The following is a 25,969-nucleotide window of genomic DNA, read 5'->3' as shown; positions in this document are numbered from 1 at the left end:
ATCTGGATTTGTTCTGGCAGATCAGTTAACGGTTTTACTTATCATAATGATACACAGCGTGTAGAAAAGATATGGTGTAATCTCAAGTGTTTAGATAATGCTTTCCTTGGAATTGAGGCTTATGCCAGAGCAACAACAAAAAAAACTCAGCCAGCAAGAAGTGGTGCGTCTAGAGCGGGATTTAGCCAAGTTTGCTAATATGATGGACTCGGTGGTGCGTATCCCATTCACTAAGCAAGGGATTGGGGCAGATGCCGCATTGAGTACGATTCCTGTCGCTGGTGATGTCGCAGGTTTTGTATTGACCTGTTATGCGATTTACAAAGCCAAGCAAATAGGGGTGCCACAAAGCAAACTCAATTCGGTGATGAAACTTGCCATGGTGGATGCTGTGGTCGGATTTATTCCAGTGCTTGGAACCGTTTTTGATATTTTTATTCGTCCAAGCCGTAAAGCCTTAACCATTGTGCATGAGCATATTCGAGAGGAATATCAGATTCACAGTGATTCACATGTGGTTCATCCATTTTTGCATGAAAGTCTGGAGAATAAACAGCAGAACTCAGCCTTTTGGCGAAATCCTGTAGTGGTTTGGCTGTGGTTACATATTCCAGATCTTCTGGGGGCAATCGTTTTAGTACTGATGCTGATTGCGATGTGGTTCGGTTTGAGCTGGTTATGGCAATGGTTTCAAGGATTGAGTGCTTTTTGATTTTATCCGATAAGGTTTATGGATAAAAAACCATGGCTTATATTGCTGCGAATTTACCCGCAATCAATTTTGACGCGACATGTGATTTTTATCGCATACTTGGTTTTCAATCTACTGATCAATCCAATCAATGGATGAATGGATGATTCTGCATCATGGCAGTTTAACTCTGGAATTTTTCATCATTCCGAATTGGATCCTAAACGCTCTTGGCAGAGTGCGTGTATTCAGGTTGAGGGTTTGGCAGCTCTTTATCAAGCATGGCAGGGTTTAAATTGGGCTGCATTTCCACAAGCTCGAATCATTGATATAAAATACCTGGCTGAAATAGAGATGTTCTGTGTCATGAGATCAACGGTAGCTTATTAGGTTTTCAACAGCATTAAAAAAGCCTCCATGTGGAGGCTTTTTTATATTCAATTTAATCAACCGGTATTTTTAATCAAACCATATTATGGGCAGTTTAACTGATGTAATGCAGCCACACGTTGTTCAATCGTTGGGTGAGTTTGGAACAAAGCCGCTAAGCTAAACCCTTCTTCCTTACCTTCCGCAATTGCAAACGCTTTCATTTCTTTAGGCATTTGATCAGGTAGTTCTGATTCTGCCTGTAAACGTAATAATGCTGAAATCATGGCTTGTTTACCGGCTAAACGTGCACCAGCTTCATCGGCACGGTATTCACGCTGACGTGAGAACCACATCACGATAGAAGATGCCAAAATACCAAACACGATATCCAGTACGATAGTAATACCGAAGTAAGCCAGTCCCGGTGCTTCGCCATCTTCACGACCAAATACGTTACGGTCAATAAAATCACCGACTACACGTGCAAAGAACATGACGAAGGCATTGACAACACCTTGAATCAAGGCAAGGGTCACCATATCGCCATTGGCAACGTGACCAATTTCATGCGCAAGTACCGCACGAAGTTCATCTTTGTTCATTCGTTCGAGTAAACCCGTTGAAACGGCTACTAAAGCGTCGTTTTTGTTCCAACCTGTTGCAAAAGCATTGGATTGATAAGAAGGGAAAATACCCACTTCTGGCATATTGATACCAGCGCGTTGCGACAATTGTGCAATTTCTTGTAATAACCATGCTTCGGCTTGGTTACGAGGCGCATTCGGGTCAATTAATTCTGTCCCAGTGGTTTTTTTCGCCATCCATTTTGACATGAACAGGGAAATGATAGAACCAACCATACCAAAGACAAAACAGATGACCAATAGGTTGCCTAGATTTAAGCCACCCGCGCCATGGTAACTACCGACACCGAAGAGTGACAAAATAATGCCAGCTACAACCAGTACCGCGAGGTTGGTAAGCAAGAACAAACCAATCCGCATCATTGAGAGAATCCTCTTATAATAAAAAAATAATCTGATTTATGAATCAAAAATCATTTACTAAATATGAGGTGTAAGTCTTAAAAATTCAAGAAGAAAAATAAGTAATTCTGTTGTATGATGCCGATTTCAAAAATGACTTTGTTAGTCGGTAATTGAAATTTTTGCTGAAGCCGTGGCATGTGCCGTGGTGTACGAGCCGGGAGCATCAGTGAAGCTGCCATCGGATGCCACAATAATTTGACGCTGTGAACTATAACGAGGCGCTGCATGTGATGAGGCTGATTCATAATTGTTGGATTGAGCAACAATTTTTCCAGCATCAGAACTCGGGTTGGTTGAACTTGAGCTGTTACCCAGACCATTGGAGTATAAGTTGCTATAACGACTGCTAACCCGTCTGACATAATCTTGGGTTTCTTTAAACGGGGGAATGCCACCATATTTTGCAACATTGCCTTCACCAGCATTATAGCTGGCTAAAACCAGTGAAGTATTGCCGTTAAAACGTTTCATCAGCCAAGATAAATATTTTGCCCCACCCATAATGTTCTGGTGGGGATCAAATGCATTGGAAACATTAAAGCGTCGCGCCGTTGCAGGCATCAGTTGCATCAGTCCTTGTGCACCGACAGGTGAACGTGCATTCACATTAAACCCAGATTCAGTATGCATGACTGCTTTAATTAAGCCTTCAGAAATACCGTGTTGTGACGCTGCTTGTTTAATAATCGAGTCAAAGGCATTTTTATTACGGCTATAGCTAGGCAATACCGAAGCTTCAGAGCTGCCCCAATTGCTATAACTATGGATATTACTGTCCGGATAATAGGTCTTTTTTTCCACTTTTAGATGGTTATAGCGCCCCTTTTTATTGGTGAGTAGGGTGGTGCCATTCGAATCTTTTAACTGGTAGATGGTTTGACCGGCATAACTGGTCGATGCAACAGAACCAACTGTTACACACCCCAAAAAATAAAGTCCCATGCTTACAATGTTATTTTTCATTTTTTTATATAGAAAAAAATCTGCTCCAGACAGTTCAACAGGAGTTTAACAAAAAAAAACACAATTAAAAGTATTCTGGAACTTATTTCTCTGCAAGTTTGTAAAAAGCAAGTGCTAATTGCAGAGATAGTAATCAAAAAATATTTTAATTTTTTTTTAATCAGGATAACTTGACACTATTAAGTTGTTGATTTTTATTTAAAATAAAATTGATCAAAAAATGATCAATTTAAATAGAAGCCTTAAATAATAGGTCGGACACCTTGTCAAGCCTTTTGAAATCCACAAAGTTATCCACAGGTTTTGTGGACAACTGTGGAAAAGTACAATTGGTAAGCATTGTGGCTAAAATTTGAACTGCACCGTCCAAAATAGCATGTGGTTGATTACATGAAAATGACAACAATAATCAATTTTCAGAAATTACATTCTTTTGGTGCGATGTGAGGCTGAATCGGATAAAATTGCGCGGTATTTTTATTTATGGGTAAATCTCGTCTATGTACTCGCCAGTTGAGTCCGAACAAGGATTTAATTTCAAACCAGAACTGCCAACAAGTTCGGCATATTACCGTTTGTTGAAAAAGCTTCGCCGTCAAGTCGGTCATGCCATTCGTGATTTTAAAATGATCGAAGAAGGTGACAAGGTGATGGTATGTATTTCTGGTGGTAAAGACAGTTATACCTTGCTGGACATTATGTTGCAGTTTAAACGTATTGCACCAATAAACTTTGATGTCGTTGCGGTGAACCTTGACCAAAAGCAGCCGGGTTTCCCTGAAGATGTCTTGCCACGTTATTTGGAAGAAAATAACATTCCATATTACATTCTGGAAAAAGACACCTACAGCATCACCAAAAAATTGACCCCTGAAGGTAAAACGTATTGTGCAGTGTGCTCGCGTTTACGTCGTGGTTCGTTATATGGTTTTGCACAAGAAATTGGCGCGACCAAAGTGGCTTTGGGTCATCACCGTGATGACATTATGGCAACTTTCTTCCTGAACTTGTTCCATGGCGGCAGCTTGAAAGCCATGCCACCAAAACTTTTGTCATCTGACAAGAAGAATATCCTGATTCGTCCACTGGCTTATGTGGAAGAAAAAGACATCATCAAGTATGCAGAAATGCGTCAGTTCCCGATTATTCCGTGTAACTTGTGTGGTTCACAGGAAAATTTACAGCGCGCGATGATCAACAATATGCTACGTGAATGGGATGCCCAATATCCGAAGCGTTTGCATAGTATTTTTGGTGCCATGCAAAACGTATCACCTTCACAATTGGCCGATCGTGAATTGTTTGACTTTGAAGCTTTAGATGCACAACGTGAACTTGATTTCACCGGTAGCTGTTCAACAGAAGATGAACCACAGAGCAAACGCATCAATATGGTGAATTTAGGTTTTGCTGCTGAATAATGGTTGCGGTAGACACCGGTTTTAGGATTGGTGTCTATTTTATATATTTGATTTAGTTAAATAATGTATTAAAAATATAAAAATTGAACGTGTCGTGCAAAAAACGTTAAGCAGAAAACAATTTTACATGCTATAACAAGCGTCAAGCACAAATAGCTTCACAAAGATGTTGTCTGGATAGGCGACACAAATGAACGAATAAATTGAGGAAAGATCATGCCTACCTTTTTAACTGATGATTGGTTTTCAAATGTAGAAAGCTTAACTGCTCAAGCGGGCGACTTAAACTTGGCACCTGCACTTGCAAATTTAGCAATTAACTTAGTCGTTACAGATTCACAAGGCAATACAGAATTGTCTTTGGATGGTGGTGCAATCAAAAAAGGTCTGTCTCCAAATGCTAAAACCACTTTGAATATGGATGGTGAAACCCTTCGTAAAGTGTTTCTGGAATTTGATATGGCAGCTGCTATGCAGGCATTCATGACCGGCAAAATTAAAGTTCAAGGTGATATGTCACAATTGATGGCTTTACAAACTGCCAAACCAAGCCAAGAACAAAAAGATTTATTTAAGAAAGTACTTGAGCAAACAACTTAAGAATTTTTAAGCATAAAAAAGCTTACCCTTGGGTAAGCTTTTTTTGTATTTAGAAGAGGTTAAATATTCACTAACTGTGTGGTTTTAATATGTTCTAAATAAGAGCGAATACGCGTTACATATTGTACCGCTTGACGGTAACGGCCATTGCTGGCTTTGTTACGATCCAGATAACTATACAGATTAACCCAATTATTTGGATTTTTACCTTGTGCCTGAATTCGTTTCTGAATCTGATTTACCGCACCAGGTCCCATATTATAAGCCACAAGCGCATACCAGTTACGGTCAGGAAAGGGAACATCTTCATAGCGACTTAACATCTGGTCGTAATATTTCGCGCCACCCTCAATACTTTGAGCCGGGTCAGTTCGGTTACTTACACCCATGGCTTTTGCGGTACTGTTGGTCAGCATCATCAAACCACGCACACCGGTAGGCGATACTGAATTGGGTTTCAGATACGATTCCTGATAACCAATGGCTGCCAATAGGTGCCAATCTAAATCATATTTTGCAGCGGTATTTTTAAAGCTGGCTTTATAAATAGGCATACGCTGATTTAAATCACGCTGAATGCTATCCCATGATTCTTCTTTTACAGCATTCTGATTATAAAATGATGCAAGTTGTCGAATCGAACCGGACTGTTTCCCTTTACACACAAAACCACTTGCGGTTTGTGTCAGTGGATCATCCGCATGTTTAAATACCCAATTCAGGTTTGTATTTAAGCCATTTTGTTGCAGGCTGCCGATATCACCACAGGTTGCTGAAAAAGAAGTCAGACGCTTTTGTTCAATTGAACTGACATCTGCTGTCGTCATGGCAAAATTGGCTTTACCTTGCGATACCCATTTTAGTGCAGTCGCATTATCAGGCACAGTTTTAAACACCAGTTTGACGTTTAAGCTGTTGGCATAGTTACGCGCGAGGTCATAACCAAACCCATGTAAATGCGCGCCATCTTTAAATACTGTGGTCGAATTTTCCACTGAAACAACGGTGAGTTGCTTGCCGTTGACTACGGAATCATATTGGAACGATTTACTTGCATTAATACTATGAAACGGAATGAACAGGGTACTGAACGCAAGAATTTTTAATGAGAGAGAAGATTTTAAAGAGTTAAGGCAAAGCCTCACCCCAGAAGTTGAACTACTGTGCATGTTGTCTCCGCTACAAGTAATTTATGCCCTAAAAAGCAAAGGCGCACATGCCTCAAGCTTTTTCAAGTTTGATAAATTCAATAAGGGTTGGGCAGGCATGACGTCATTCAAAATGACATTGGATTAAAAGGAGAATAATGTAGAATTTCTACATAGATTAAAAAGTAAGCGATTTAAAAACATGTGCGAATAATAAGCGTGAAAAATAAACTTGTCAAATTTTGTACTAAACTTTTTAGAGATATGTAACATAAAAGATTAATTTAATTGAAGAATTAATTTTATAAACTTTAGTTGTGTGTAAATAGCGGATAAAATAGACCACTCTTGTAAGCAAATTGTAAGCAGAACATCAAAAAATACTATGAAATCTAACTTAATTACACGTTCTGGACATGACAAACTGGTCGCGGAATTACAGCATTTGTGGCATGAAGAACGACCAGAAATTACCCGAAAAGTGAACTGGGCAGCGAGTCTCGGCGATCGTTCGGAAAACGCGGATTATCAATACAACAAGCAAATTTTACGTAAGATTGATCGTCGTGTTCGTTACTTGGGCAAGCGTTTAGAAGAGCTTAAAATTATTGATTTTTCGCCTGAGCAAGAGGGCAAAGTGTATTTCGGTGCCTGGGTGGATATTGAAAATGATGAAGGTGAACAAAAAACCTTACGTATTGTGGGTGTAGATGAAATATATGATCACCATCCACAGCATATTTCGATTGATTCGCCCATGGCACGCGCTTTACTTGGAAAACAAGTTGATGATGAGGTTGAGGTACTGACCCCATTAGGCAAGAAACAGTGGTATATCAATCAAATTCGTTATGAAAAGCCTGAAAATTCAGTAAATTAATACATTTTGATTTTATTTTAATCACTCGGTAAGAAAAAAGCATAAAAGTGTTTGCCAAGATGGGTTTTTATTTATATCATAGCGGCCATTGGAAGCGTGGCAGAGCGGTTTAATGCACCGGTCTTGAAAACCGACGAGGGTGTGAGTCCTCCGTGAGTTCGAATCTCACCGCTTCCGCCAAATTCAAAACCCCGATCATTGATCGGGGTTTTTTATTGCCTAAAATTTTTATGAATAAAAAATACTAAAATATAAATAAAGAAGAACGTTGGATAAATTTGTGCGTATTCAGTGGATACAAATGATTTCAAAGATTGAATATAAAGGTCTTTAAGCGGGTACTTATTGAGCGTTGATTGTTAAGATTTACGAATGATTGCAGAAGGGAAGATTGCTTCACGCACTGCGAATAAACCTTTTATTATGGTTAAAAATAAATATTTTAAAAACACGACTTCAATTCATCATAGATATCTCAACTGAACTAAAAAGCATAGAGATGAATTTTTTTATTTTTCTATATTTCTCAAATTTATCGTTTGAAAGAATCATTTTTCGGCCCTAGTATCGAGTTAGATAAATAGAACATGATATCGAGCAGAGGAAGCGATGAATCAAATGATCAATACGAAAAAAACAGCAAAAGTTCAATTTAACTGGCAAGATCCATTTTTAATCGAACAGCAACTCACAGAAGAAGAGCGCATGATTCGCAATTCTGCACATGCTTACTGTCAAGAGCGTTTACAACCTCGTGTACTTGAACAGTTCCGTCATGAAAAAACCGATGCTTCAATTTTCCGTGAGATGGGCGAGCTGGGTCTGCTCGGCCCCACCATTCCTGAGCAATACGGTGGTGCAGGGCTGAACTATGTTAGTTATGGTCTGGTAGCGCGTGAAATTGAATATGTCGATTCAGGCTACCGTTCCATGGCCAGTGTACAAAGTTCGTTGGTGATGGTGCCAATTAATGAATTTGGTTCGGAAGAACAGAAACAAAAATACTTGCCTAAACTGGCCACCGGTGAATATATTGGTTGCTTCGGCTTGACCGAACCGGATCATGGTTCGGATCCGGGTAGCATGATTAGCCGTGCCAAAAAAGTCGATGGTGGTTACCGCTTAACGGGCGCAAAAATGTGGATCACCAACAGTCCGATTGCGGATGTATTTGTGGTCTGGGCCAAAGAAGTATCTGCTGAAGGCAATGTCGGTGACATCCGTGGTTTTATTTTAGAGAAAGGCTGGGAAGGACTTTCAGCGCCAGCCATTCACGGTAAAGTGGGTTTACGTGCCTCAATCACCGGTGAAATCGTGATGGATAACGTCTTTGTGCCGGAAGAAAATGCGTTTCCGGAAGTCCGTGGATTAAAAGGCCCATTTACCTGCCTGAATAGTGCCCGTTATGGGATTGCCTGGGGGGCAATGGGTGCAGCAGAATTCTGCTGGCATACTGCACATCAATACACCATGGATCGTAAACAGTTTGGCCGTCCACTCGCTGCTAACCAGCTGATTCAGAAAAAACTGGCGGACATGCAAACTGAAATTGCCCTTGGCTTGCAGATTGCTTTACGTTTTGGCCGCATGAAAGATGAAGGTATTGCTTCGGTGGAAGGAACATCACTGATCAAACGTAATAACTGTGGTAAAGCCCTAGATATTGCACGACTTGCGCGTGACATGCTCGGCGGAAATGGCATCAGTGATGAATTTGGTGTAGCCCGTCATCTGGTGAATCTGGAAGTGGTAAATACCTATGAAGGTACCCATGATGTGCATGCCTTGATTTTAGGACGCGCACAGACTGGTATTGCTGCATTCGGTAATTAATTGAATTTTTCACTTCAGGGTGTTAATTCGTGTACATCCTAGAGACGTTTTGTCTTAAAAAAATCAATAATTAACTTTAATTAAAAGATTCATCGTGAAACATTCTTGTAACTCTGTGCATTTGCACGCTTAAAGTTCAAACGGAATGCTAGAAAAATAATAAAGAACCTCAGGAAAATGTAGAGAAATAATAGGATTACCGATGACTCATTTGGGAAAATGAGGGATATGGAAATGAATAATGATATACAGGCTGGAGCAGGAACGCTCAGCAGAAAATTACCATCCAATGTAGGCACAGCGCATCGCATTCATAAAAACACCTGGAAAATTGCATTTGTCTTTGCATTTATTTCACTGGTGATTGATGGTGCCGTGGCTTAATCTATTGGATTGAAGTTTTAGTGGTTCTTGTTTTGACCGGATTTTTTACAGAATTCGGTCTTATATTTGGTAGTTAAACCTTCCATTAAAGCGTTGAACAATCTGGAGAATGAAAATGAGGTTTAAGGACTATTTAATCTCGCTTTAAGCATTTGCTTCTTCCTTAACGTGCATAGTCAGATTCACCTTCAAGGGTTATCATAGCGGTCTTCATGTCATTGGAACGCACTATGAAAATCGTTGCAGATGAAAATCTGGCCTTTACCGAATATTTCTTTGCAGATTTTGGAGAAATTCAGCAAGCAGCGGGGCGGACTTTAACCCATGCCGATGTACAGGCTGCTGAAGCCTTGCTGGTTCGTTCTGTGACCCAAGTAAATGAACAACTGATTCAAGATACAAAATTAAAATTTGTCGGTAGTGCCACCATTGGTACTGACCATTTGAATATTACCGCTTTAGAAAAACACCATATCGCATGGTCAAATGCGGCAGGTTGTAATGCGCAGGCGGTGGCTGAATATGTGATCACCGCACTGTTATATTTACAACCCAATTTAATCGATAAAAATGAACAATTCACCCTGGGTATTATAGGTCTGGGCAATGTCGGTTCACGTTTGGCCTATATGGCAAAATTGCTGGGCTGGAACGTGATTGCTTATGATCCCTTCGTACAGCGTGAATCTGTGAATCAAGTTGAATTAGCAGAATTGTTAAAAACTGCAGATGCCATTTCTATTCATGTCCCCTTAACCAAAACCGGGGAGCATCCAACTTTTCATTTGATCAACGCGGATGCTTTGGCACAAATGAAGCCCGAGGCGATCTTGATTAATTCAGCACGTGGTCCAGTGGTTGAGGAAACGGCACTGATTGCGGATATTGAAAAGACCAAACGCCTAGTGGTTCTGGATGTGTTTGAACATGAACCTGAAATTTCAGAACAGCTCTTAAATCTGATTTGTTTGGTCACACCGCATATTGCGGGCTATAGCCTGGAAGGCAAAGCACGTGGCACGCAAATGATTTACGATGCTTTCTGCAAAACCTTTAATTTTACTGCAGATAAAAAATTTGAAACTCAATTACCGGTCTGCGAGCAATATTTTCAAGATCAAGATTTAAAACAGGTGCTGAAACAGCATCTTGTTCACATTTATGATATTGCACGTGATGATGCCAATTTACGTGCCTGTTTAAAAGAGGGCAAAGTGGATCAAAAAGCCTTTGATTATTTACGTAAAACCTATCCTTTACGCCGTGAATGGGCAGCGCACGGAGGCCCGAAAGCATGAACATGGCAAATACTGAAAGCAAAAGCATCAATTATCAACCGACCTGTGATATCAAGGCGCTAAAAGCCCGTGCCAAAATGTATGCACAAATCCGTCAGTTCTTTGCTGAGCGTGATGTACTTGAAGTGGAAACGCCAATCTTGTCACAAGCAGGTGTTACCGATGTACATTTAGCCTCAGTTCAGGCTCAGCGTCATCTCGGTGGTCGCCAACACACCCATTATCTGCAAACTTCACCTGAATTTGCCATGAAGCGATTATTGGCCAGTGGTAGTGGTCCAATTTACCAAATTTGCAAAGTCTTTCGTGATGATGAACATGGGCGAAAACACAATAGTGAATTCACCATGCTGGAATGGTACCGTCCAAATTTAAGCTTGAAAGAACTGATGTTTGAAGTCACCGACTTGCTTAATGTGACCTTAGTACAGCGTTTTGGCGAAGTCCGTCCGACCATTTTAAGTTACAAGCATGCCTTTATGGATCGTCTGGATCTCAATCCCTTGCAGGCCAGCTTAAAACAGCTGAAAGACTGCTGTAACCGAGTCGGTTTAAATCTGGATCTGGGTGATGACCGCTTGGGATATATCGACCTGTTATTTTCACATATGGTTGAACCGAGTTTAGGGTTTGATACTCCGGTATTTTTAACCGATTTCCCACCTGAAATGGCATCACTCGCCAAAGTTAAAGTCGATGAAGAGGGGGAACAGGTCGCAGCCCGTTTTGAGCTTTATATTGAAGGCTTGGAATTGGCCAATGCCTATGATGAACTGATTGATGCCACAGTGTTACGCTCCCGTTTTGAAGCCGATAATCTGGAACGTGAAAAGCTTGGCTTACATGTGATGCCGATTGATGAATATCTACTGGAGGCTTTACCGCATATGACCGAATGTTCCGGCATTGCTTTAGGGATTGACCGTTTATTGATGGTCGCGACTGAACAGATGAAACTTGAAAAAGTGATTACTTTTCCTGCGGATGTTTCTTAATTGTATTGCTAAAAAATCCTATAAATCCCTCCTAACCTCCCTTTAAAAAAGGAAGGGGGAAAGTTGTTCTTTTTTTAAAGATGACTAGCATTGCTATGCAAGGCGAGGGGTTAAAATAAAAAAGCTTCTCAAATGAGAGGCTTTTTTATGCGCTATACAGTAGCAATAATCTGCCGGGCTTTTAATTCTTCAAGTGCTTGAATGCGCCGTTGAATCAACATTTCACCGATATCAGGACCACTAATATCGGGTGGTAAATCCTGCGCTTTAATGCCACGAACCACTTCCATGGCATCTAGTACATATTGTGATTGTGGATATTCACGATCTTCTAGACCAAGGCGGCCACGTGAATCACATTCACAGGCCTGTACATAAGCTTCAACGCGTTCAGGGCGACGTAATACATCTAGACGTTGCAATAAGCGCCATAAAGTCCCCGGTTTTAAGCTTAAGGCTTGATGACATTTTAAATGTTCTTTACATACCGCAATAGCAAGTTGCTTGGTGTTGGTGGGAACTTTAAGGCGATCACACACTTCGGTTACCGATTTGACACCACGTTCTTCATGCATGATATGACGTGGTAATTCATCTGCCGGAGTCAATGCCTTACCTAAATCATGAACCAGAACGGCAAAGCGTACATCTAGTGAATAATTGGCTTTACAGGCTTGTTGTAGCGACATCATGGTATGAATGCCGCTATCAATTTCCGGATGGTATTCAGGACGTTGCGGAATACCGTATAAAGCATCTAGTTCTGGGAACAGGACTTTTAACGCACCACAGCGACGTAGCGTTTCGAAATATTCATCGGCATGATCTTCCATCAAGGCACGAGAGGTTTCTTTCCATACTCGTTCAGGCGTTAATGCCTGTAATTCACCCGATTCCGCCAACTGTTGCATCAATGCCAAAGTTTCAGATGCCACGCTGAACCCAAGTGATTTATAACGCGCTGCAAATCGTGCGATACGTAAAACGCGTAGCGGATCTTCGACAAAAGCATTGGATACATGACGTAATATTCGATCTGTTAGATCTTGCTGACCTTTATAAGGGTCGTATACGTTGCCATCTTCATCCATCGCCATCGCATTAATGGTCAGGTCACGACGGATCAGATCCTCTTCAAGGGTTACACTCGTATCTGTATAAAATTCAAAGCCATGATAACCCTGACCGGATTTACGCTCGGTACGGGCTAAAGCATATTCTTCTTTTGTTTCGGGATGCAAAAAAACAGGGAAATCTTTACCTATCGGCTGATAGCCCTGAGCAAGAAGTTGTTCAGGTGTTGCACCAACAACCACATAATCTTTTTCGTGATAGGGGTGACCGAGTAAGTGATCACGTACTGCACCGCCTACTAAATAAACTCGCATGAAAAAACCTCTATTCTTCAAGCAATCATGCTACAGAATAGAGGTTTTCTCAAGTAAAGAACCTTAGCTTTTTGCTAAAGTTAAATACTAGCCTTCTTGTGACTGTTGAATTTCAGCAACGGTCAACGCTGTCATATTTACCACACGACGTGTTGTTGCAGTCGGTGTCAAGATATGCACAGGTTTTGCAGCACCCAACAAAATTGGGCCAATCGTTACATTGTTACCTGAAGTCGCTTTCAACAGGTTAAATGAAATGTTTGCTGCATCAAGGTTTGGCATGATGAGTAAGTTTGCAGAACCTTTGAAACGTGAGTTCGGGAATGCAAAATGACGAATATTTTCATCCAGTGCAGCATCACCGTGCATTTCACCTTCGACTTCAAGTTCAGGTGCAATTTCACTTAAAATTTCAAATACTTTACGCATTTTTTGTGCGCTTGCATCGGTTTGGTCAGAACCAAAGCTTGAATGCGATAACAACGCAATACGTGGAGTCACACCAAAACGACGCACTTCTTCAGCCGCCAAAATGGTCATTTCAGCCAACTGTTCAGCCGTTGGGTTGGTGTTTACATAAGTGTCGGCAATGAACAGGTTGCGATCTTGAAGCATTAACGCATTGAGGGTAAAGAATGTGCTACGACCTTCTTTTAAGCCAATCACGTTTTTCACGAAATCTAAGTGAATGTCATAGCTTGAATATGTACCACAAAGCATACCGTCTGCATGACCGTGTTTCACTAACATTGCAGCAATCAGGGTAGAGCGACGACGTGCTTCACGGTGAGCGTATTCAGGCGTTACACCTTTACGCTGCATGATTTGGTAGTAATCATCCGCAAAAAATTCGTAATCTGGATTTTTCTCTTGATCCACAATTTCAATGTTCACGCCATGTTCAAGACGCAAGCCCAATTTTTTGATGTTTGCTTCGATGACAGCAGTACGACCAACAAGAATTGGGAACGCTAAACCTTCATCTACCGCAATTTGAACTGCACGAAGTACACGAAGATCTTCACCTTCCGCATAAGCAATACGCTTCGGTGCTGTTTTTGCTTGGGCAAAGATTGGTTTCATCATAAATGCAGAGTTGTATACGAACTCAGACAATTTTTGACGATATGCAGAGAAGTCTTCGATCGGACGAGTCGCTACACCCGAATCCATTGCAGCTTGGGCAACAGCAGGGGCAATTTCAAGAATTAAACGTTGATCAAGCGGGCGTGGGATTAAATAGTCACGACCAAATGATGCAGTTTTTTCACCATAAGATGCTGCATCCGCTTCAATGTGTGCCATACGTGCAATTGCATGTACGCAGGCAATTTTCATTTCTTCATTAATGGTGGTTGCACCAACGTCTAAAGCACCACGGAAGATATAGGGGAAGCAAAGAGCATTGTTTACTTGGTTTGGATAATCCGAACGACCCGTTGCCATAATCACATCAGGACGAACTTCATGCGCGTGTTCAGGCAGAATTTCTGGATCCGGGTTTGCCAAAGCAAAAATGATTGGATTTTCAGCCATCACTTTAACCATTTCTTTGGTTAAAATGCCTGCCGCTGAAAGTCCCAAGAACATATCCGCACCCGCAATAACATCTGCTAGTTGCGTGCCTTCAATATCTTGAACATAACGTTTTTTCGATTCATCCAGATTGTCACGTTTAGTGGTCAACAAACCGCGTGAATCGGCAACGGTAATGTTCTGTTTGTTTGCACCTAAAGCACAAAGCAAATCTAGACAAGACAATGCAGCTGCACCAGCACCTGAAGCGACAATTTTAATCTCTTCAATTTTTTTGCCAGTGAGTTGTAAAGCATTGAGTAAAGCTGAACCCACAATGATAGACGTACCGTGTTGATCATCATGGAACACAGGAATATTCATGCGTTCACGAAGTTTTTTCTCGATGTAGAAACATTCTGGTGCCTTGATATCTTCAAGGTTAATACCACCAAAAGTAGGTTCTAATGCAGCCACGATTTCAACAATTTTGTCTGGGTCGTTTTCAGCAATTTCGAGGTCAAATACATCTACACCCGCGAATTTTTTAAACAGTACGCCTTTACCTTCCATAACCGGTTTAGATGCTAAAGGACCAATGTTACCTAGACCTAAAACCGCAGTACCATTACTTACCACTGCAACAAGGTTGCCACGTGCAGTGTAAAGTGCTGCAGTTGATGGGTCACGTTCAATCTCTAAACATGGTGCTGCGACACCTGGAGAGTAAGCAAGCGCTAGGTCATGTTGGTTGACCAGCTGTTTACTTGGCGTAACACTGATTTTCCCTGGTGTTGGATATTCGTGGTAGTACAAAGCTTGCTGTTTTAATGATTGATCGTCCATCTGTATCTCTATTGTTACTTGAGTTGTCCAGCCCGAGCTGGTGGTGGTTTTTTGCTTAATTCACCTGAATATAACATTTGTTGCGACCTTAGCACAGTCGCGAATATACCATTTTCAAGCAAACTGATATTTAGACGTGTCGACTTATATTAAGAAGGTATAAGTCGGTGTTGTTCCAGGAAGGTTGTTGCTTCACTTTCGGGTAAGGGTTTTGAAAACAGGAAGCCTTGAGCAATGTCACATTCAAGATCCTGTAGATATTGAAGCTGTTCCTCAGTTTCAATGCCTTCTGCAACCACGACCATGCCCATGGCTTTGCCCATGGCAATCATGGCACTGACAATGGCCTCTTGTTTGTCTTGCCCAATTCTGGAGATAAAACTGCGGTCGATTTTTAATATATCAATCGGAAAATCAGCAAGATAAGATAGGGAGGAGTAACCCGTTCCAAAATCATCCAGAGAAATATTGATCTTCCGTTTCTTGATTTCATCGAGCAGATTTTTAACCGTAACCGAGTTCTCAAGCAGTGATGATTCGGTAATCTCAAGCTCCAGGCTCGAGCCTGAAATTTTGTAGGTCTGAATGGCATGATCGAGGTCTTCGAGTAACTGTCCACGTTGCAACTGCTGTGCGACCACATTGACCGAAACACATATATTATTAAAGCCTAAATCATTCCAATTTCTAATTTGCTTAGCGGTTTGTTGTATAACAATTCTGCCAATATCAGAAATCAAACTGGTTTGCTCTGCAAGGGGGATGAACAAATTTGGTGGAATAATGCCTTTGCTTGGGTGATTCCAGCGAACCAAAGCTTCAAAACCATAAATGTCTTGGTCGCTAAAATTAATTTTTGGCTGATAGTAAACAATCAGTTCATTGTTGTTAATCGCGAGTCGTAAATCGCGTTCCAGATAAATCCCTTGCTCAAGTAAGGCGGTATTTTTATTGGAGTAAGAACGGATGGTATTGCCACCCAAGCTTTTCGCTTCGATTAATGCCTGTTCTGCACAATTATTCAGATAATCCAATTGGCGGCCATTTTCAGGATAGAAAGCAATCCCCATAGACAGGGTTATAATATGATCCTGACCAAAAATGTTAAAGGGTAATGAAAATGCTTTGCTCATCCGTTCACAATGGTGCTGAATCGATGGACGAATATGCGAAATTTCATAGACGATGGCAAAGTCATCACCATTTAAATGGGCGACCAATAATGCTTCAGCATTGGTGAGTCGTAGTCTTTGAGCCACTTGGCGTAACAGCTCATCACCACCGCTATTGCTCAGAAATTCATTCAAAGGTCTAAAGCGATCAATATTTAGACGAATTACAGCGAGCTGTTTAATTGAATCCTTTTGACTGACTAGATATTGATGTAATTGATAGTTGTAATAAAAGCGATTCGGCAGGTCGGTTAGTGGGTCGTAATTTTCCAGATAAGACAGACGTTGTTCTTGCAGTTTACGTTCCGTTAAATCAGATACGATACCAATATAGTGCGTGACACGATTTTTTTCATTGATAATGGCATTAATCCGCATCCAGACTGTAAGTTCTTTACCAGAAAGAAATTTTTCATTGAGCTCACCATCAAACTCACCCATTTTATCGAGTTGATTGATGATAGAAGAGTGGCTGTTTCTTTGATGCGGTTTATAATTTGCAGCGATATCAAATAAATGCTTTCCAATAATTTGCTCGTGGCTAAAACCCGCCAATTGTTCATAGAATGGATTGACATCGATATAGCAAAGTTGTTCATCAAGAATGAAAATCCCTTCAGCAGCTTGTTGCAGCACGCTGGCTGCAAGTTTTAAGCGTTCCTGATCGGTCCGTTCTTGATGGATGTCACGACGAATGCCGACCATACGTAGGGGCTTATTATTGTTAGGGTCGCGCGCAATGACTCTACCAATATCATGGACCCATTTCCATTTGCCATTGCTGTGTTGAATTCGATACGTGGCTTCATACTGCTCGGTTTGGCCGCGTAAATTTTGCTTCATCGAGGTTTGGACGTGTTCGAGATCATCGGGATGAATAATATTTTGCAGCTGATGATGGTGCTGTTTTGAAGGTTTTAGGGTCTTTTGGTGTTTAGAATCGGTGACTAGGATTTCCCGATCTTTAATATTCCAGTCCCAAGGTCGAAGTCCTGCGACTCCATGTGCCAACATCAAATTTTGTTGCTGATTTTCCAGATCAGCATTCATTTTAGCAATATCGAAAGTTCGCTCTTTGACTTTCTGTTCAAGAAGCTGATTATTTAATTGTAATTGCAGTTCAATATCTTTGGATTTATTAATTTCAGTTTGTAACTGCTGACATAACTCATCTGTCCAGAGAACCTGTTGTTTGGCATTTTTAACCAAGCGATTATTTTTGGAATACAGTGCTGAAATGCGTTTATGAATGCGCGTGGTAGAATTTGCACAAAGTAAAATGACAATAACAGTGAAATTGACCGTTAAATGAAATAAATAATTCGAGGTCTCTGTAGCAAAAAACTGGGAGGCAAGATAAGGAAAAATGGCTGGAATAAAGGCCAAACAAAAATAATTTAGACGTTGGGTTAAGAAAGTCAGGGCAAAGGCCTGGCTCACAATCAGTAATAAAGCCGAGAGAATTAAAGCATTCACATGGCTGAAATTAGGGTTATATTGCGGTAAGTAGTAGTAAATCAGACCAATACCAATAGCAATACAACTTCCTATTGCCAAACATTGAAATTGCAGCCAGCGATGTGCGTGATTTAGTGCAAAATGATGTGGCTTAAAATAGAGACTGATGATGAGTAAACTTAGGCAACTCAACAGTTCAGTGGCAATAAACCATAAATTGAAATAGAAAGAAGGTTTTGTAAAATAAAATTGGTAAATGCAATAAACAGATAAGGAAACGATCAGAATACTGACAAGAAAGAATCGACTGAGTCGAATCGTATTGGTAATTTGAGCAGCACTCACATGCTGTTTAATATACTCGTCTTGAATATCTGACATAAAAGCAGAAACCTTATTTTTGTTTTGCGATAAATTGCTTTCTAAATATTAATCATGTTTAAAAAAACTAAACTGTATTTTAAATATACATTTGTATGTTGAAATCAAGATTAATAATGTTATTGAGAAAAATCAATCGAATCAGGTACTATTTATCTAAAATCAGATGAACTATACAGTTACATTATAATTTAAAATGGATAAAGCAACGATTGGGGCAGTTTCGGTACGTAAAACGCGATTGCCAATACACCAATTAATGAATCCAGCATCGTTGGATAATTGTATTTCAGCCTCGCTGAGTCCACCTTCAGGGCCGATTAATAGTGCAATATCAGGTGTGGCATTGGCTAGAACATCAACTTGATCTTTATTGGGCGCAAGCACTAATTTTGTGCTAGGTAATTCACTGGCTAACCAGTCTAGTAAAGAGATCGGCGCTAAGACTTCTGGGACTTTATTCATCCCGCATTGCTCACAAGCAGCGATGGCAATACCTTGCCAGTGATCAATCTTCTTTTGATCACGATCATATTTAAGACGCATCTCGCAACGTTCAGAAGTGAGAAGCTGGATTTTGGATACACCCAGTTCAACTGCTTTTTGAATGGCATAATCCATGCGATCACCTTTACTCATGACTTGACCAAGTAAGGCTGTGAATGCAGGTGTGCGATCATCAGGGTTGAATGTATTGATAGAAACGCTCGCTGATTTTTTTGCAATTTCAACAAGCGTCACGTCGTATTCACCACCTTGTCCATTAAACAAGGTGGCTTTTTCACCGACTTGTGCACGTAATACTTTCACCCAATGATGAAAAACCGTTTTGGTTAATTCAACATTCATATCAACAGCCAAATCAGCCTCAATATAAAAACGCGGCATTCAGTATTACTCACAAATCAGATAAAAAATTAAGCTAAACCAAGATCAATCACGAGTTGGCGTGTTGGATCTGTCGTGTTCATGGTATAGAAATGCAAGCTTGGCGCACCGCCTGCAAGCAGACGTTCACACAATTTCACTACAACTTCATGACCAAAAGCCTTGATTGAAGCGGTGTCATCACCATAAGTGGCCAATTGCTTACGAATCCAGCGCGGGATTTCAGCACCGGTACCATCTGCGAAGCGAATTAAGTTGCTTGCATTGGTAATTGGCATAATGCCGGGAGCAACAGGAATGTTCACGCCTTCTTTTTGAATACGATCTACAAAGTAGAAATACGCATCTGGATTAAAGAAGAACTGGGTTAATGCTGCATTGGCACCGGCATTGGCTTTTTCGACAAAGTGTTGAATATCTTTATCAAAGCTTTCTGCCTGGGGGTGCATTTCAGGATAAGCGGCCACTTCAATAATGAAGTGATCACCTGAATGTTCACGGATAAAACGAACCAGATCTTGTGCATAAGGCAATTCGCCTAAGCCCACCTGACCTGAAGGTAAGTCACCACGAAGCGCAACAATACGATTGATGCCTTGTGATTTGTATAAATCAAGCAACTCGGCAATACGAGCTTTGTCATCACCGATACAAGACAGGTGAGGGGCTACGGGAGTGCCTTTGCCATTGAAGTCATTGATTGCAGCAAGTGTGCGTTCACGAGTAGAACCACCAGCACCATAAGTTACAGAGAAAAACTCAGGGTTTAGTAGTTGTAATTCTTTATGAACAACACGAAGTTTTTCCGCACCGACATCAGTTTTGGTCGGAAAAAATTCAAACGAAATTGGGACACGTTTGGTCATTTTTCAAATCCTTTTTTATCAATACTTTTGTTCTTTATTGCCCTCATCCCGACCTTCTCCCAGAGGGAGAAGGAGGACCTCAATTCGAATTAAATTGAGAAAATTCCTCTCCTTTTAGGAGAGGTTAGGAGAGGTCAAAACTTAGTATTTATAAGTCTCAGATTTGAATGGACCTTCAACTTGAACACCTAAGTAGTCAGCTTGTTCTTGAGTCAATTGAGTCAAGACACCACCAAAACCGGCAACCATTGCAGCAGCAACTTCTTCATCCAATTTCTTAGGAAGAAGTTCTACACGAATGGCCGCTTGTTTTTGCTCTTCAGGAAGATCAGCAAATTTTTCAGCGAATAAATGCATTTGACCTAATACTTGGTTAGCAAATGAACCGTCCATAATGCGTGATGGGTGACCTGTTGCATTACCCAGGTTAACCAAACGACCTTCAGAAAGAAGAATCAAATAGTTGCTTTCATCTTCTGAACGATACACTTGGTGTACTTGAGGCTTAACTTCAACCCATTTGTAGCCACGTAAGTAGTTGGTATCGATTTCAGTGTCAAAGTGACCGATGTTACATACCACTGAACCTGCTTTTAATGTATCTAACATTGCAGAGTCACATACGTGGTAGTTACCCGTAGTCGTTACGATCAGGTCAGTGTTTTGAAGAAGGTCAAGGTTGATGTCTTCTTTCTTGCCAGTTTGCACGCCATTTTTGTATGGAGATACAACTTCATAACCGTCCATGCATGCTTGCATCGCACAGATTGGATCGATTTCAGTTACGCGAACAATCATGCCTTCTTGACGAAGTGATTGAGCAGAACCTTTACCTACGTCACCATAACCAATCACAAGTGCACGACGACCAGACATCAACATGTCAGTACCGCGTTTGATTGCATCGTTAAGAGAGTGACGGCAACCGTATTTGTTGTCGTTTTTAGATTTTGTTACTGAGTCGTTTACGTTGATTGCAGGAACTTTCAAAGTACCGTCACGTAACATTTCATAAAGACGTTGCACACCAGTGGTGGTTTCTTCAGTCACACCATGGATTTTAGCAATCAATTCTGGATATTTTTCGTGAACAACAGCAGTTAAGTCACCGCCATCATCAAGAATCATGTTGGCATCCCAAGGTTTGCCATTGACATTGATTTGCTGTTCAAGACACCACATGTATTCTTCTTCAGTTTCACCTTTCCAGGCGAAAACAGGAATACCGCGTGCAGCAATTGCAGCAGCTGCATGGTCTTGAGTAGAGAAGATGTTACATGAAGTCCAACGAACTTCAGCGCCCAATTCAACTAGAGTTTCAATTAAAACAGCAGTTTGAATGGTCATGTGAATACAGCCGAGAATTTTCGCGCCTGCAAGTGGTTTTGCTGCTGAGTAGCGTTTACGCAAACCCATTAGGGCTGGCATTTCCGCTTCAGCAAGTTTGATTTCTTTACGGCCGTAATCAGCAAGTGAAATATCGGCAACTTTATAATCTGTAAATGAAGCATTAACCGCGTTCATCAGGATCTCCTAGAGAAAAAATAGATTGGATCGTTATGTTCGCGGATGCCGTTTTTGATCAAAACCTGTATTTCACAGAAGCTTTGACCGAATCGTCGAGCCTAGCGATTTCACATTTATATGCCTGTGAAAAAGTCGCAGCATCCCTCGACTAGCGGGCTATTGTACTTGGAAATCGATTTTGTTCCAATCTGAAATTGATTATTATCAGCACAATCATATTTTGGATGAAAATTATGGCTTTAGAAATGCCTGAAGAATTAGCGAATCTAGAAGCAAATGGCGGTATTTTTGCGGTATGGATGTTGCTGCAACATTTAGGTATCGATGCTGAAATTCAGCAACTGGTAGATGTATGTAGATATGATGCTGAAAATGGCACGACAACCATCGGTCTAGCTGTTGGATTGAAAAAGTTTGGTTTTAATGTTCAGTTTTATACCGATCATGACCCTGATATTCAAGAGGGTGAAAAACTCAGTTATCAAGAAGCAGAGAAACTGGGTTTGCCTATTCTACCTGCGTTAAATTATCAGCAAATCCAGCAAGTGTTTGATCAAAATAAATTTGTGATTGTCTATTACGATACATTAGAAGATGTGGGTAATCACTCACTTGTTTATGATGTCAATGCGGATGAAATCTGTTTCTTTGACAGTTTTGATCCGATGCCCGCGACTATGTTTGAACAACAACAAAAAGCAGAAGGGATTTGTCGACAAGTGATTGTTGTTGAAGCAAATAATTATATCGAAAGTTAATATTTAAAGCTGTATCAAACAAAAGCCCATCATTTGATGGGCTTTTTAATCCCATTATTCTTCAGCAGCTTGTGCTTTATCATGCCAATAATCGGCTTTTTCATCATCCACATCTACACCCAAGCCGTGTTCATAAATGCAGGCTAAATCACGCATGGCTTGAACTTCACCGAGTTCCGCGGCTTGCTTGACCAATTCAATCGACTTGGTCACATCCTTTTCCACCACATCACCACGGCGATAAAAATTCGATAACTCTAAAAGAGCAGCAGGATGTTTATGTTTCGCTGCTTGTTCTAACCAACGGTAAGCATGTTCAAAATAGGTTTTTGCTTCCTCCGGATCTTCTTCCAGCATGTCTTTTGCATAAAATGCATAACCTTCACCCAGCCAGTACATGGCTTCAACATGACCCAGTTGAGCGGCTTTAAGTGCCCATTCTTCAGCAAGTGCAACATGCTCATCATTTTCACTTTGCATATAAATTTCAGCAAGCTCAAATTGTGCATCACGATTGCCTGCCATCGCACGGTTAAAAAGTTCGGTAGAAATAGGGAGATCAGACATTCAAAAATCCAGAGCGCATAATTGTTATAGCCTAAATGTTTGCTACAAAAAAGCCAATCCGAAGATTGACTTTTTACACTTTTCAATTTTAGAAGAGATAAAGGGGGGTGCTCGCGACCAAAATAATTACCGTTGCATTTGTAACCTTCTTAATCCTGAATTCAAAATAACTTAAATATAAGCCAACAAACAAAGCAGAGCAGATAAATGTGATCAACTTAAAGGCTGTTTATAGAAGATTTGAATCTAATCTACCTTTATAGAATTCATAAAAAACAGCGACCGAAGTCGCTGTTTTTAGTTTAAAAGACCTTAAGCCTCTTGTTGAATACCGGCAACCAACCAGTCCTGGTTAGAACCTGCAGGTTTGGTGAAATGCCAAACTTCTGCAAAAGGTTGCGGTAAGCTGTTTAAATCTTCGCTTACTGTACCCGTGAAACGTACGCTCACGACATATTGACCATTTTCATTTGCAGAATCTGTAACCATGGCATTCAGGTTAGAGAATTCAGCAACATCCTGGTCTTGGTTTGCCATAATGTCGTTATACATGGACTGATAAAGATCAGGTGTTAAATAACGTTGAATTTCAGCAATGTTGCTTGCTGTATTCATCGACTGAATATGGTTGAAACGCTGACGGGCAACACGCAAGAATGCAGCAGGTTCAGTACCGTCTGGCAATTGACTGCCACTTTGTGTTGAAGCTGCGCCAAAAGGTGCTTGAGTTGCTACACCTGCAGAACCACCTACTGTTTGACCAAAAATATTGCTGTTGTCATTCGACGTACGTGGTGCTGCAGTTTGTTGACCAAACGGTGCTGTATTGCCAGCATTGTTTGGTGCATAAGGATTGTTAGCGGCTAGTTTTTTTTTTGCTCCGAATTTACGGAACAAGAAGAATGCGACTGCAGCTGCCAGAAGAATCCAGATCCAGCCTGGAAGTCCGCCTTTTTCTTCTTCCTGCTGTTGTGCTGTAGCATCAGCACCGCTTGCAGCAGGTTTGTCATCCGCCATTGCATTCGCGGCAACTGCACCAATCGCAGCACCAGCAACACCAGCAGCAACCATTTTACCTACGCCAGAACCCGATTGTTGAGCAGGTGCGGTGGTTGGTTGTGGGGCAGGAGTAGCTTGACGCGGTTGTTGGTAAGATTGACTTGGAGTAGCAGAACGACTCATGCCATGGCTTTTACCACCACCTGCACGTTTCGCTTCAGCCATTGGTGCGACCACCAAAGCTGCCATTAAAAGACCTGCCATCAAACCACGCTGTCGAACTTCCATCGAATTTTTCCTAAATAAAAAAGTAAATTATAGCCCTATAGTTATGCAGTCATTTGCACCGAATTTCAATATCAAATTGGTGTTTTTTTTACATAATGTTTCATATGTCTAAGCCTAAGCCAATTCTTCACTTAAGCTCATGGCTTCGCTTAATGCTTCATGCAACCGTGCCACGGAAATGATCTGCACATTTGGAATCGGTTTTTGTGGCGCATTGCCTCTAGGTAGAATAATGTATTTAAAACCATGCTTAACCGCTTCTTTTAAGCGTTCCTGACCATTCGGCACAGGGCGAATTTCACCCGATAGCCCCACTTCGCCAAACACCGCCAGTTGCTGAGGTAATGCTTTACCACGCAAGCTTGAAGCACAGGCAAGTAAAACCGCCAAGTCAGAGCCGGTTTCGGTAATTTTTAAACCACCGACCACATTGACATAAACATCTTGTCCTGCAGTTTGTACGCCACCATGACGATGCATCACCGCAAGCAACATATTCAGTCGGTTTTGTTCCAAACCTAAAGCCACACGACGCGGTTGGCCATGTGCATCGTCCACCAAGGCTTGTACTTCAACCAGAAGTGGACGTGTACCTTCACGGCTAATCATCACAATCGAACCGGGAATGGCTTCATCATAACGACTTAAGAAAATAGCGGACGGATTGGAAACTTCACGCAAGCCTTTGTCGGTCATGCCAAACACGCCCAATTCATTGACCGCACCGAAACGGTTTTTCACTGCACGAATCATGCGATAACGTGAGTCGGATTGGCCTTCAAAATACAAAACACAATCGACCATGTGTTCCAAAACACGTGGACCTGCTAAAGCACCTTCTTTGGTCACATGCCCCACAAGAAATAAGGATGTGCCACTATTTTTAGCAAAACGGGTCAGTAAGGCGGCCGATTCACGAATTTGGGAAACACCACCGGGTGCAGATTGCAAGGTTTCGGTGTAAAGCGTTTGAATCGAATCGAGAATGGCAACAGCAGGACGAACTTGCGCCAAGACTTCACAAATGCGTTCCACACAGGTTTCCGCCATGACTTGAAGATGGTCTGTCGGTAACTCCAAACGGTGGGCACGCAATGCCACTTGTGAAAGCGATTCTTCACCGGTGACATACAGTGCAGAGCTTTGTGCAGATGCCATGTGGGTCGCAGTTTGTAAAAGAATGGTTGATTTGCCAATCCCGGGATCACCGCCAATCAGCACCACAGAACCTGTCACCAAGCCACCGCCGAGAACACGGTCAAATTCACTGATGCCCGTCGCTAAGCGTGATTCATGTGAAACGGAAACTTTATTTAAGGTGGTGATATTGGCCACTTGACCTGCATATCCGCCGCCTATTTTGGGTTGTGCACGGTGACTCACTGCGGGTTCAAGACGAACTTCGGTCAGACTATTCCATTCGCCGCAATCTGTACATTGTCCCGCCCATTTAGGATGGTCAGTTCCACATTGTTCGCAACGGTACACAGTTTTGACTTTGCTCATTGGAGTGTTATCTATATAAATAAGAAGATTGATGAGAAATGTAGCAATAGCTGTATGGAAATACAATTTTTTGCATAAAATCTCGTCAATCTATATGTTGGCACGTAAACTGCTAAATTTAATGGAAATGCACACAGCAATACAAAAGGGACTGAATTTGGATGAAAAAGCAACAG

General features: G+C 41.3%; 22 protein-coding genes and 1 tRNA gene. 11 read left to right on the top strand and 12 right to left on the bottom strand.

Annotation, left to right across the window (positions count from 1 at the left end; all coding sequences use genetic code 11):
* Nucleotides 1-121: 121 nt before the first annotated feature.
* Together E0409_RS09055 and E0409_RS09050 are read left to right on the top strand one after the other, a co-directional pair.
* A complete protein-coding gene (locus E0409_RS09055) occupies nucleotides 122-712 on the top strand; it encodes a DUF4112 domain-containing protein (protein WP_131289881.1) in 591 nt (196 codons plus the stop codon).
* A gap of 138 nt (nucleotides 713-850) precedes the next feature.
* The gene (locus tag E0409_RS09050; RefSeq protein WP_252151797.1) at nucleotides 851-1,081 is read left to right on the top strand and encodes a VOC family protein; all 231 of its coding nucleotides are present in this window, start codon (nucleotides 851-853) and stop codon (nucleotides 1,079-1,081) included.
* An 83-nt stretch (nucleotides 1,082-1,164) separates the two neighbouring features.
* On the opposite strand, the gene htpX is transcribed toward E0409_RS09050, so the two are convergent.
* Nucleotides 1,165-2,070 carry a protease HtpX gene (gene htpX, locus E0409_RS09045; RefSeq protein WP_067868046.1) on the bottom strand — a complete coding sequence of 302 codons (906 nt, stop codon included), beginning with the start codon at nucleotides 2,068-2,070 and terminating at the stop codon, nucleotides 1,165-1,167.
* Nucleotides 2,071-2,211: 141 nt separating this feature from the next.
* Nucleotides 2,212-3,075: a lytic transglycosylase domain-containing protein gene (locus E0409_RS09040; RefSeq protein WP_131289878.1), complete on the bottom strand. Its 864-nt coding sequence runs from the start codon at nucleotides 3,073-3,075 to the stop codon at nucleotides 2,212-2,214.
* Nucleotides 3,076-3,575: 500 nt separating this feature from the next.
* Between E0409_RS09040 and ttcA the strand changes: the two genes are divergently transcribed.
* The gene (gene ttcA, locus E0409_RS09035) at nucleotides 3,576-4,496 is read left to right on the top strand and encodes a tRNA 2-thiocytidine(32) synthetase TtcA (protein WP_131289875.1); all 921 of its coding nucleotides are present in this window, start codon (nucleotides 3,576-3,578) and stop codon (nucleotides 4,494-4,496) included.
* A 216-nt stretch (nucleotides 4,497-4,712) separates the two neighbouring features.
* Nucleotides 4,713-5,096, top strand: coding sequence for an SCP2 sterol-binding domain-containing protein (locus tag E0409_RS09030; RefSeq protein WP_131289872.1), 384 nt, complete (start codon nucleotides 4,713-4,715; stop codon nucleotides 5,094-5,096).
* Between the two features lie 59 nt (nucleotides 5,097-5,155).
* Here the strand turns inward: E0409_RS09030 and E0409_RS09025 are convergent, their stop codons facing one another.
* A complete protein-coding gene (locus tag E0409_RS09025; protein ID WP_131289869.1) occupies nucleotides 5,156-6,265 on the bottom strand; it encodes an MltF family protein in 1,110 nt (369 codons plus the stop codon).
* Between the two features lie 364 nt (nucleotides 6,266-6,629).
* On the opposite strand from E0409_RS09025, the gene greB reads away from it, so the two are divergent.
* The 6 genes from greB to epmA all read left to right on the top strand — a co-directional run bounded on the left by greB (nucleotide 6,630) and on the right by epmA (nucleotide 11,634).
* Nucleotides 6,630-7,124: a transcription elongation factor GreB gene (greB, locus tag E0409_RS09020; RefSeq protein WP_131289866.1), complete on the top strand. Its 495-nt coding sequence runs from the start codon at nucleotides 6,630-6,632 to the stop codon at nucleotides 7,122-7,124.
* A 90-nt stretch (nucleotides 7,125-7,214) separates the two neighbouring features.
* Nucleotides 7,215-7,304, top strand: a tRNA-Ser gene (locus E0409_RS09015).
* Nucleotides 7,305-7,733: 429 nt separating this feature from the next.
* Nucleotides 7,734-8,957 carry an acyl-CoA dehydrogenase gene (locus E0409_RS09010; protein ID WP_131289863.1) on the top strand — a complete coding sequence of 408 codons (1,224 nt, stop codon included), beginning with the start codon at nucleotides 7,734-7,736 and terminating at the stop codon, nucleotides 8,955-8,957.
* A 234-nt stretch (nucleotides 8,958-9,191) separates the two neighbouring features.
* Entirely contained in the window at nucleotides 9,192-9,341 is a 150-nt protein-coding gene (locus E0409_RS09005; protein ID WP_252151796.1) for a hypothetical protein, read from the top strand.
* 230 nt (nucleotides 9,342-9,571) lie between these two features.
* Nucleotides 9,572-10,639 carry a 4-phosphoerythronate dehydrogenase gene (locus tag E0409_RS09000; RefSeq protein WP_131289860.1) on the top strand — a complete coding sequence of 356 codons (1,068 nt, stop codon included), beginning with the start codon at nucleotides 9,572-9,574 and terminating at the stop codon, nucleotides 10,637-10,639.
* A 2-nt stretch (nucleotides 10,640-10,641) separates the two neighbouring features.
* Nucleotides 10,642-11,634 carry an EF-P lysine aminoacylase EpmA gene (gene epmA, locus E0409_RS08995; protein ID WP_131289937.1) on the top strand — a complete coding sequence of 331 codons (993 nt, stop codon included), beginning with the start codon at nucleotides 10,642-10,644 and terminating at the stop codon, nucleotides 11,632-11,634.
* 152 nt (nucleotides 11,635-11,786) lie between these two features.
* Here epmA and E0409_RS08990 read toward each other — a convergent pair whose 3' ends face one another.
* The 6 genes from E0409_RS08990 to ahcY all read right to left on the bottom strand — a co-directional run bounded on the left by E0409_RS08990 (nucleotide 11,787) and on the right by ahcY (nucleotide 21,672).
* Complete coding sequence (locus E0409_RS08990; protein WP_131289858.1) at nucleotides 11,787-13,022, bottom strand: multifunctional CCA addition/repair protein; 1,236 nt, start codon at nucleotides 13,020-13,022, stop codon at nucleotides 11,787-11,789.
* Between the two features lie 87 nt (nucleotides 13,023-13,109).
* Nucleotides 13,110-15,383 carry an NADP-dependent malic enzyme gene (locus E0409_RS08985; RefSeq protein ID WP_131289855.1) on the bottom strand — a complete coding sequence of 758 codons (2,274 nt, stop codon included), beginning with the start codon at nucleotides 15,381-15,383 and terminating at the stop codon, nucleotides 13,110-13,112.
* A gap of 149 nt (nucleotides 15,384-15,532) precedes the next feature.
* Nucleotides 15,533-18,394 carry a bifunctional diguanylate cyclase/phosphodiesterase gene (locus tag E0409_RS08980; RefSeq protein ID WP_131289852.1) on the bottom strand — a complete coding sequence of 954 codons (2,862 nt, stop codon included), beginning with the start codon at nucleotides 18,392-18,394 and terminating at the stop codon, nucleotides 15,533-15,535.
* Between the two features lie 171 nt (nucleotides 18,395-18,565).
* Complete coding sequence (locus E0409_RS08975) at nucleotides 18,566-19,282, bottom strand: 16S rRNA (uracil(1498)-N(3))-methyltransferase (protein ID WP_131289849.1); 717 nt, start codon at nucleotides 19,280-19,282, stop codon at nucleotides 18,566-18,568.
* 29 nt (nucleotides 19,283-19,311) lie between these two features.
* Nucleotides 19,312-20,148, bottom strand: a complete 837-nt coding sequence (gene metF, locus E0409_RS08970) for a methylenetetrahydrofolate reductase [NAD(P)H] (protein ID WP_131289847.1) — start codon at nucleotides 20,146-20,148, stop codon at nucleotides 19,312-19,314.
* Nucleotides 20,149-20,289: 141 nt separating this feature from the next.
* Nucleotides 20,290-21,672, bottom strand: coding sequence for an adenosylhomocysteinase (ahcY, locus tag E0409_RS08965; protein ID WP_131289846.1), 1,383 nt, complete (start codon nucleotides 21,670-21,672; stop codon nucleotides 20,290-20,292).
* A 236-nt stretch (nucleotides 21,673-21,908) separates the two neighbouring features.
* Here ahcY and E0409_RS08960 point away from each other — a divergent pair, with 236 nt between their 5' ends.
* On the top strand, nucleotides 21,909-22,433 hold the full coding sequence (locus tag E0409_RS08960) for a cysteine peptidase family C39 domain-containing protein (RefSeq protein ID WP_131289844.1): 525 nt from the start codon (nucleotides 21,909-21,911) through the stop codon (nucleotides 22,431-22,433).
* A 54-nt stretch (nucleotides 22,434-22,487) separates the two neighbouring features.
* On the opposite strand, the gene E0409_RS08955 is transcribed toward E0409_RS08960, so the two are convergent.
* The 3 genes from E0409_RS08955 to radA form a co-directional block, all read right to left on the bottom strand.
* Complete coding sequence (locus E0409_RS08955) at nucleotides 22,488-23,000, bottom strand: tetratricopeptide repeat protein (RefSeq protein ID WP_131289842.1); 513 nt, start codon at nucleotides 22,998-23,000, stop codon at nucleotides 22,488-22,490.
* A 312-nt stretch (nucleotides 23,001-23,312) separates the two neighbouring features.
* On the bottom strand, nucleotides 23,313-24,287 hold the full coding sequence (locus E0409_RS08950; RefSeq protein ID WP_131289840.1) for a Tim44 domain-containing protein: 975 nt from the start codon (nucleotides 24,285-24,287) through the stop codon (nucleotides 23,313-23,315).
* A gap of 114 nt (nucleotides 24,288-24,401) precedes the next feature.
* Entirely contained in the window at nucleotides 24,402-25,793 is a 1,392-nt protein-coding gene (radA, locus tag E0409_RS08945; RefSeq protein WP_131289838.1) for a DNA repair protein RadA, read from the bottom strand.
* Between the last annotated feature and the right edge of the window lie 176 nt (nucleotides 25,794-25,969).

This window comes from Acinetobacter sp. ANC 4862 (assembly GCF_004336635.1).
Taxonomy (GTDB): domain Bacteria; phylum Pseudomonadota; class Gammaproteobacteria; order Pseudomonadales; family Moraxellaceae; genus Acinetobacter.
The sequence above is the reverse complement of the archived record's forward strand: the minus strand, read 5'-3'. Positions and strand labels throughout refer to the sequence as shown.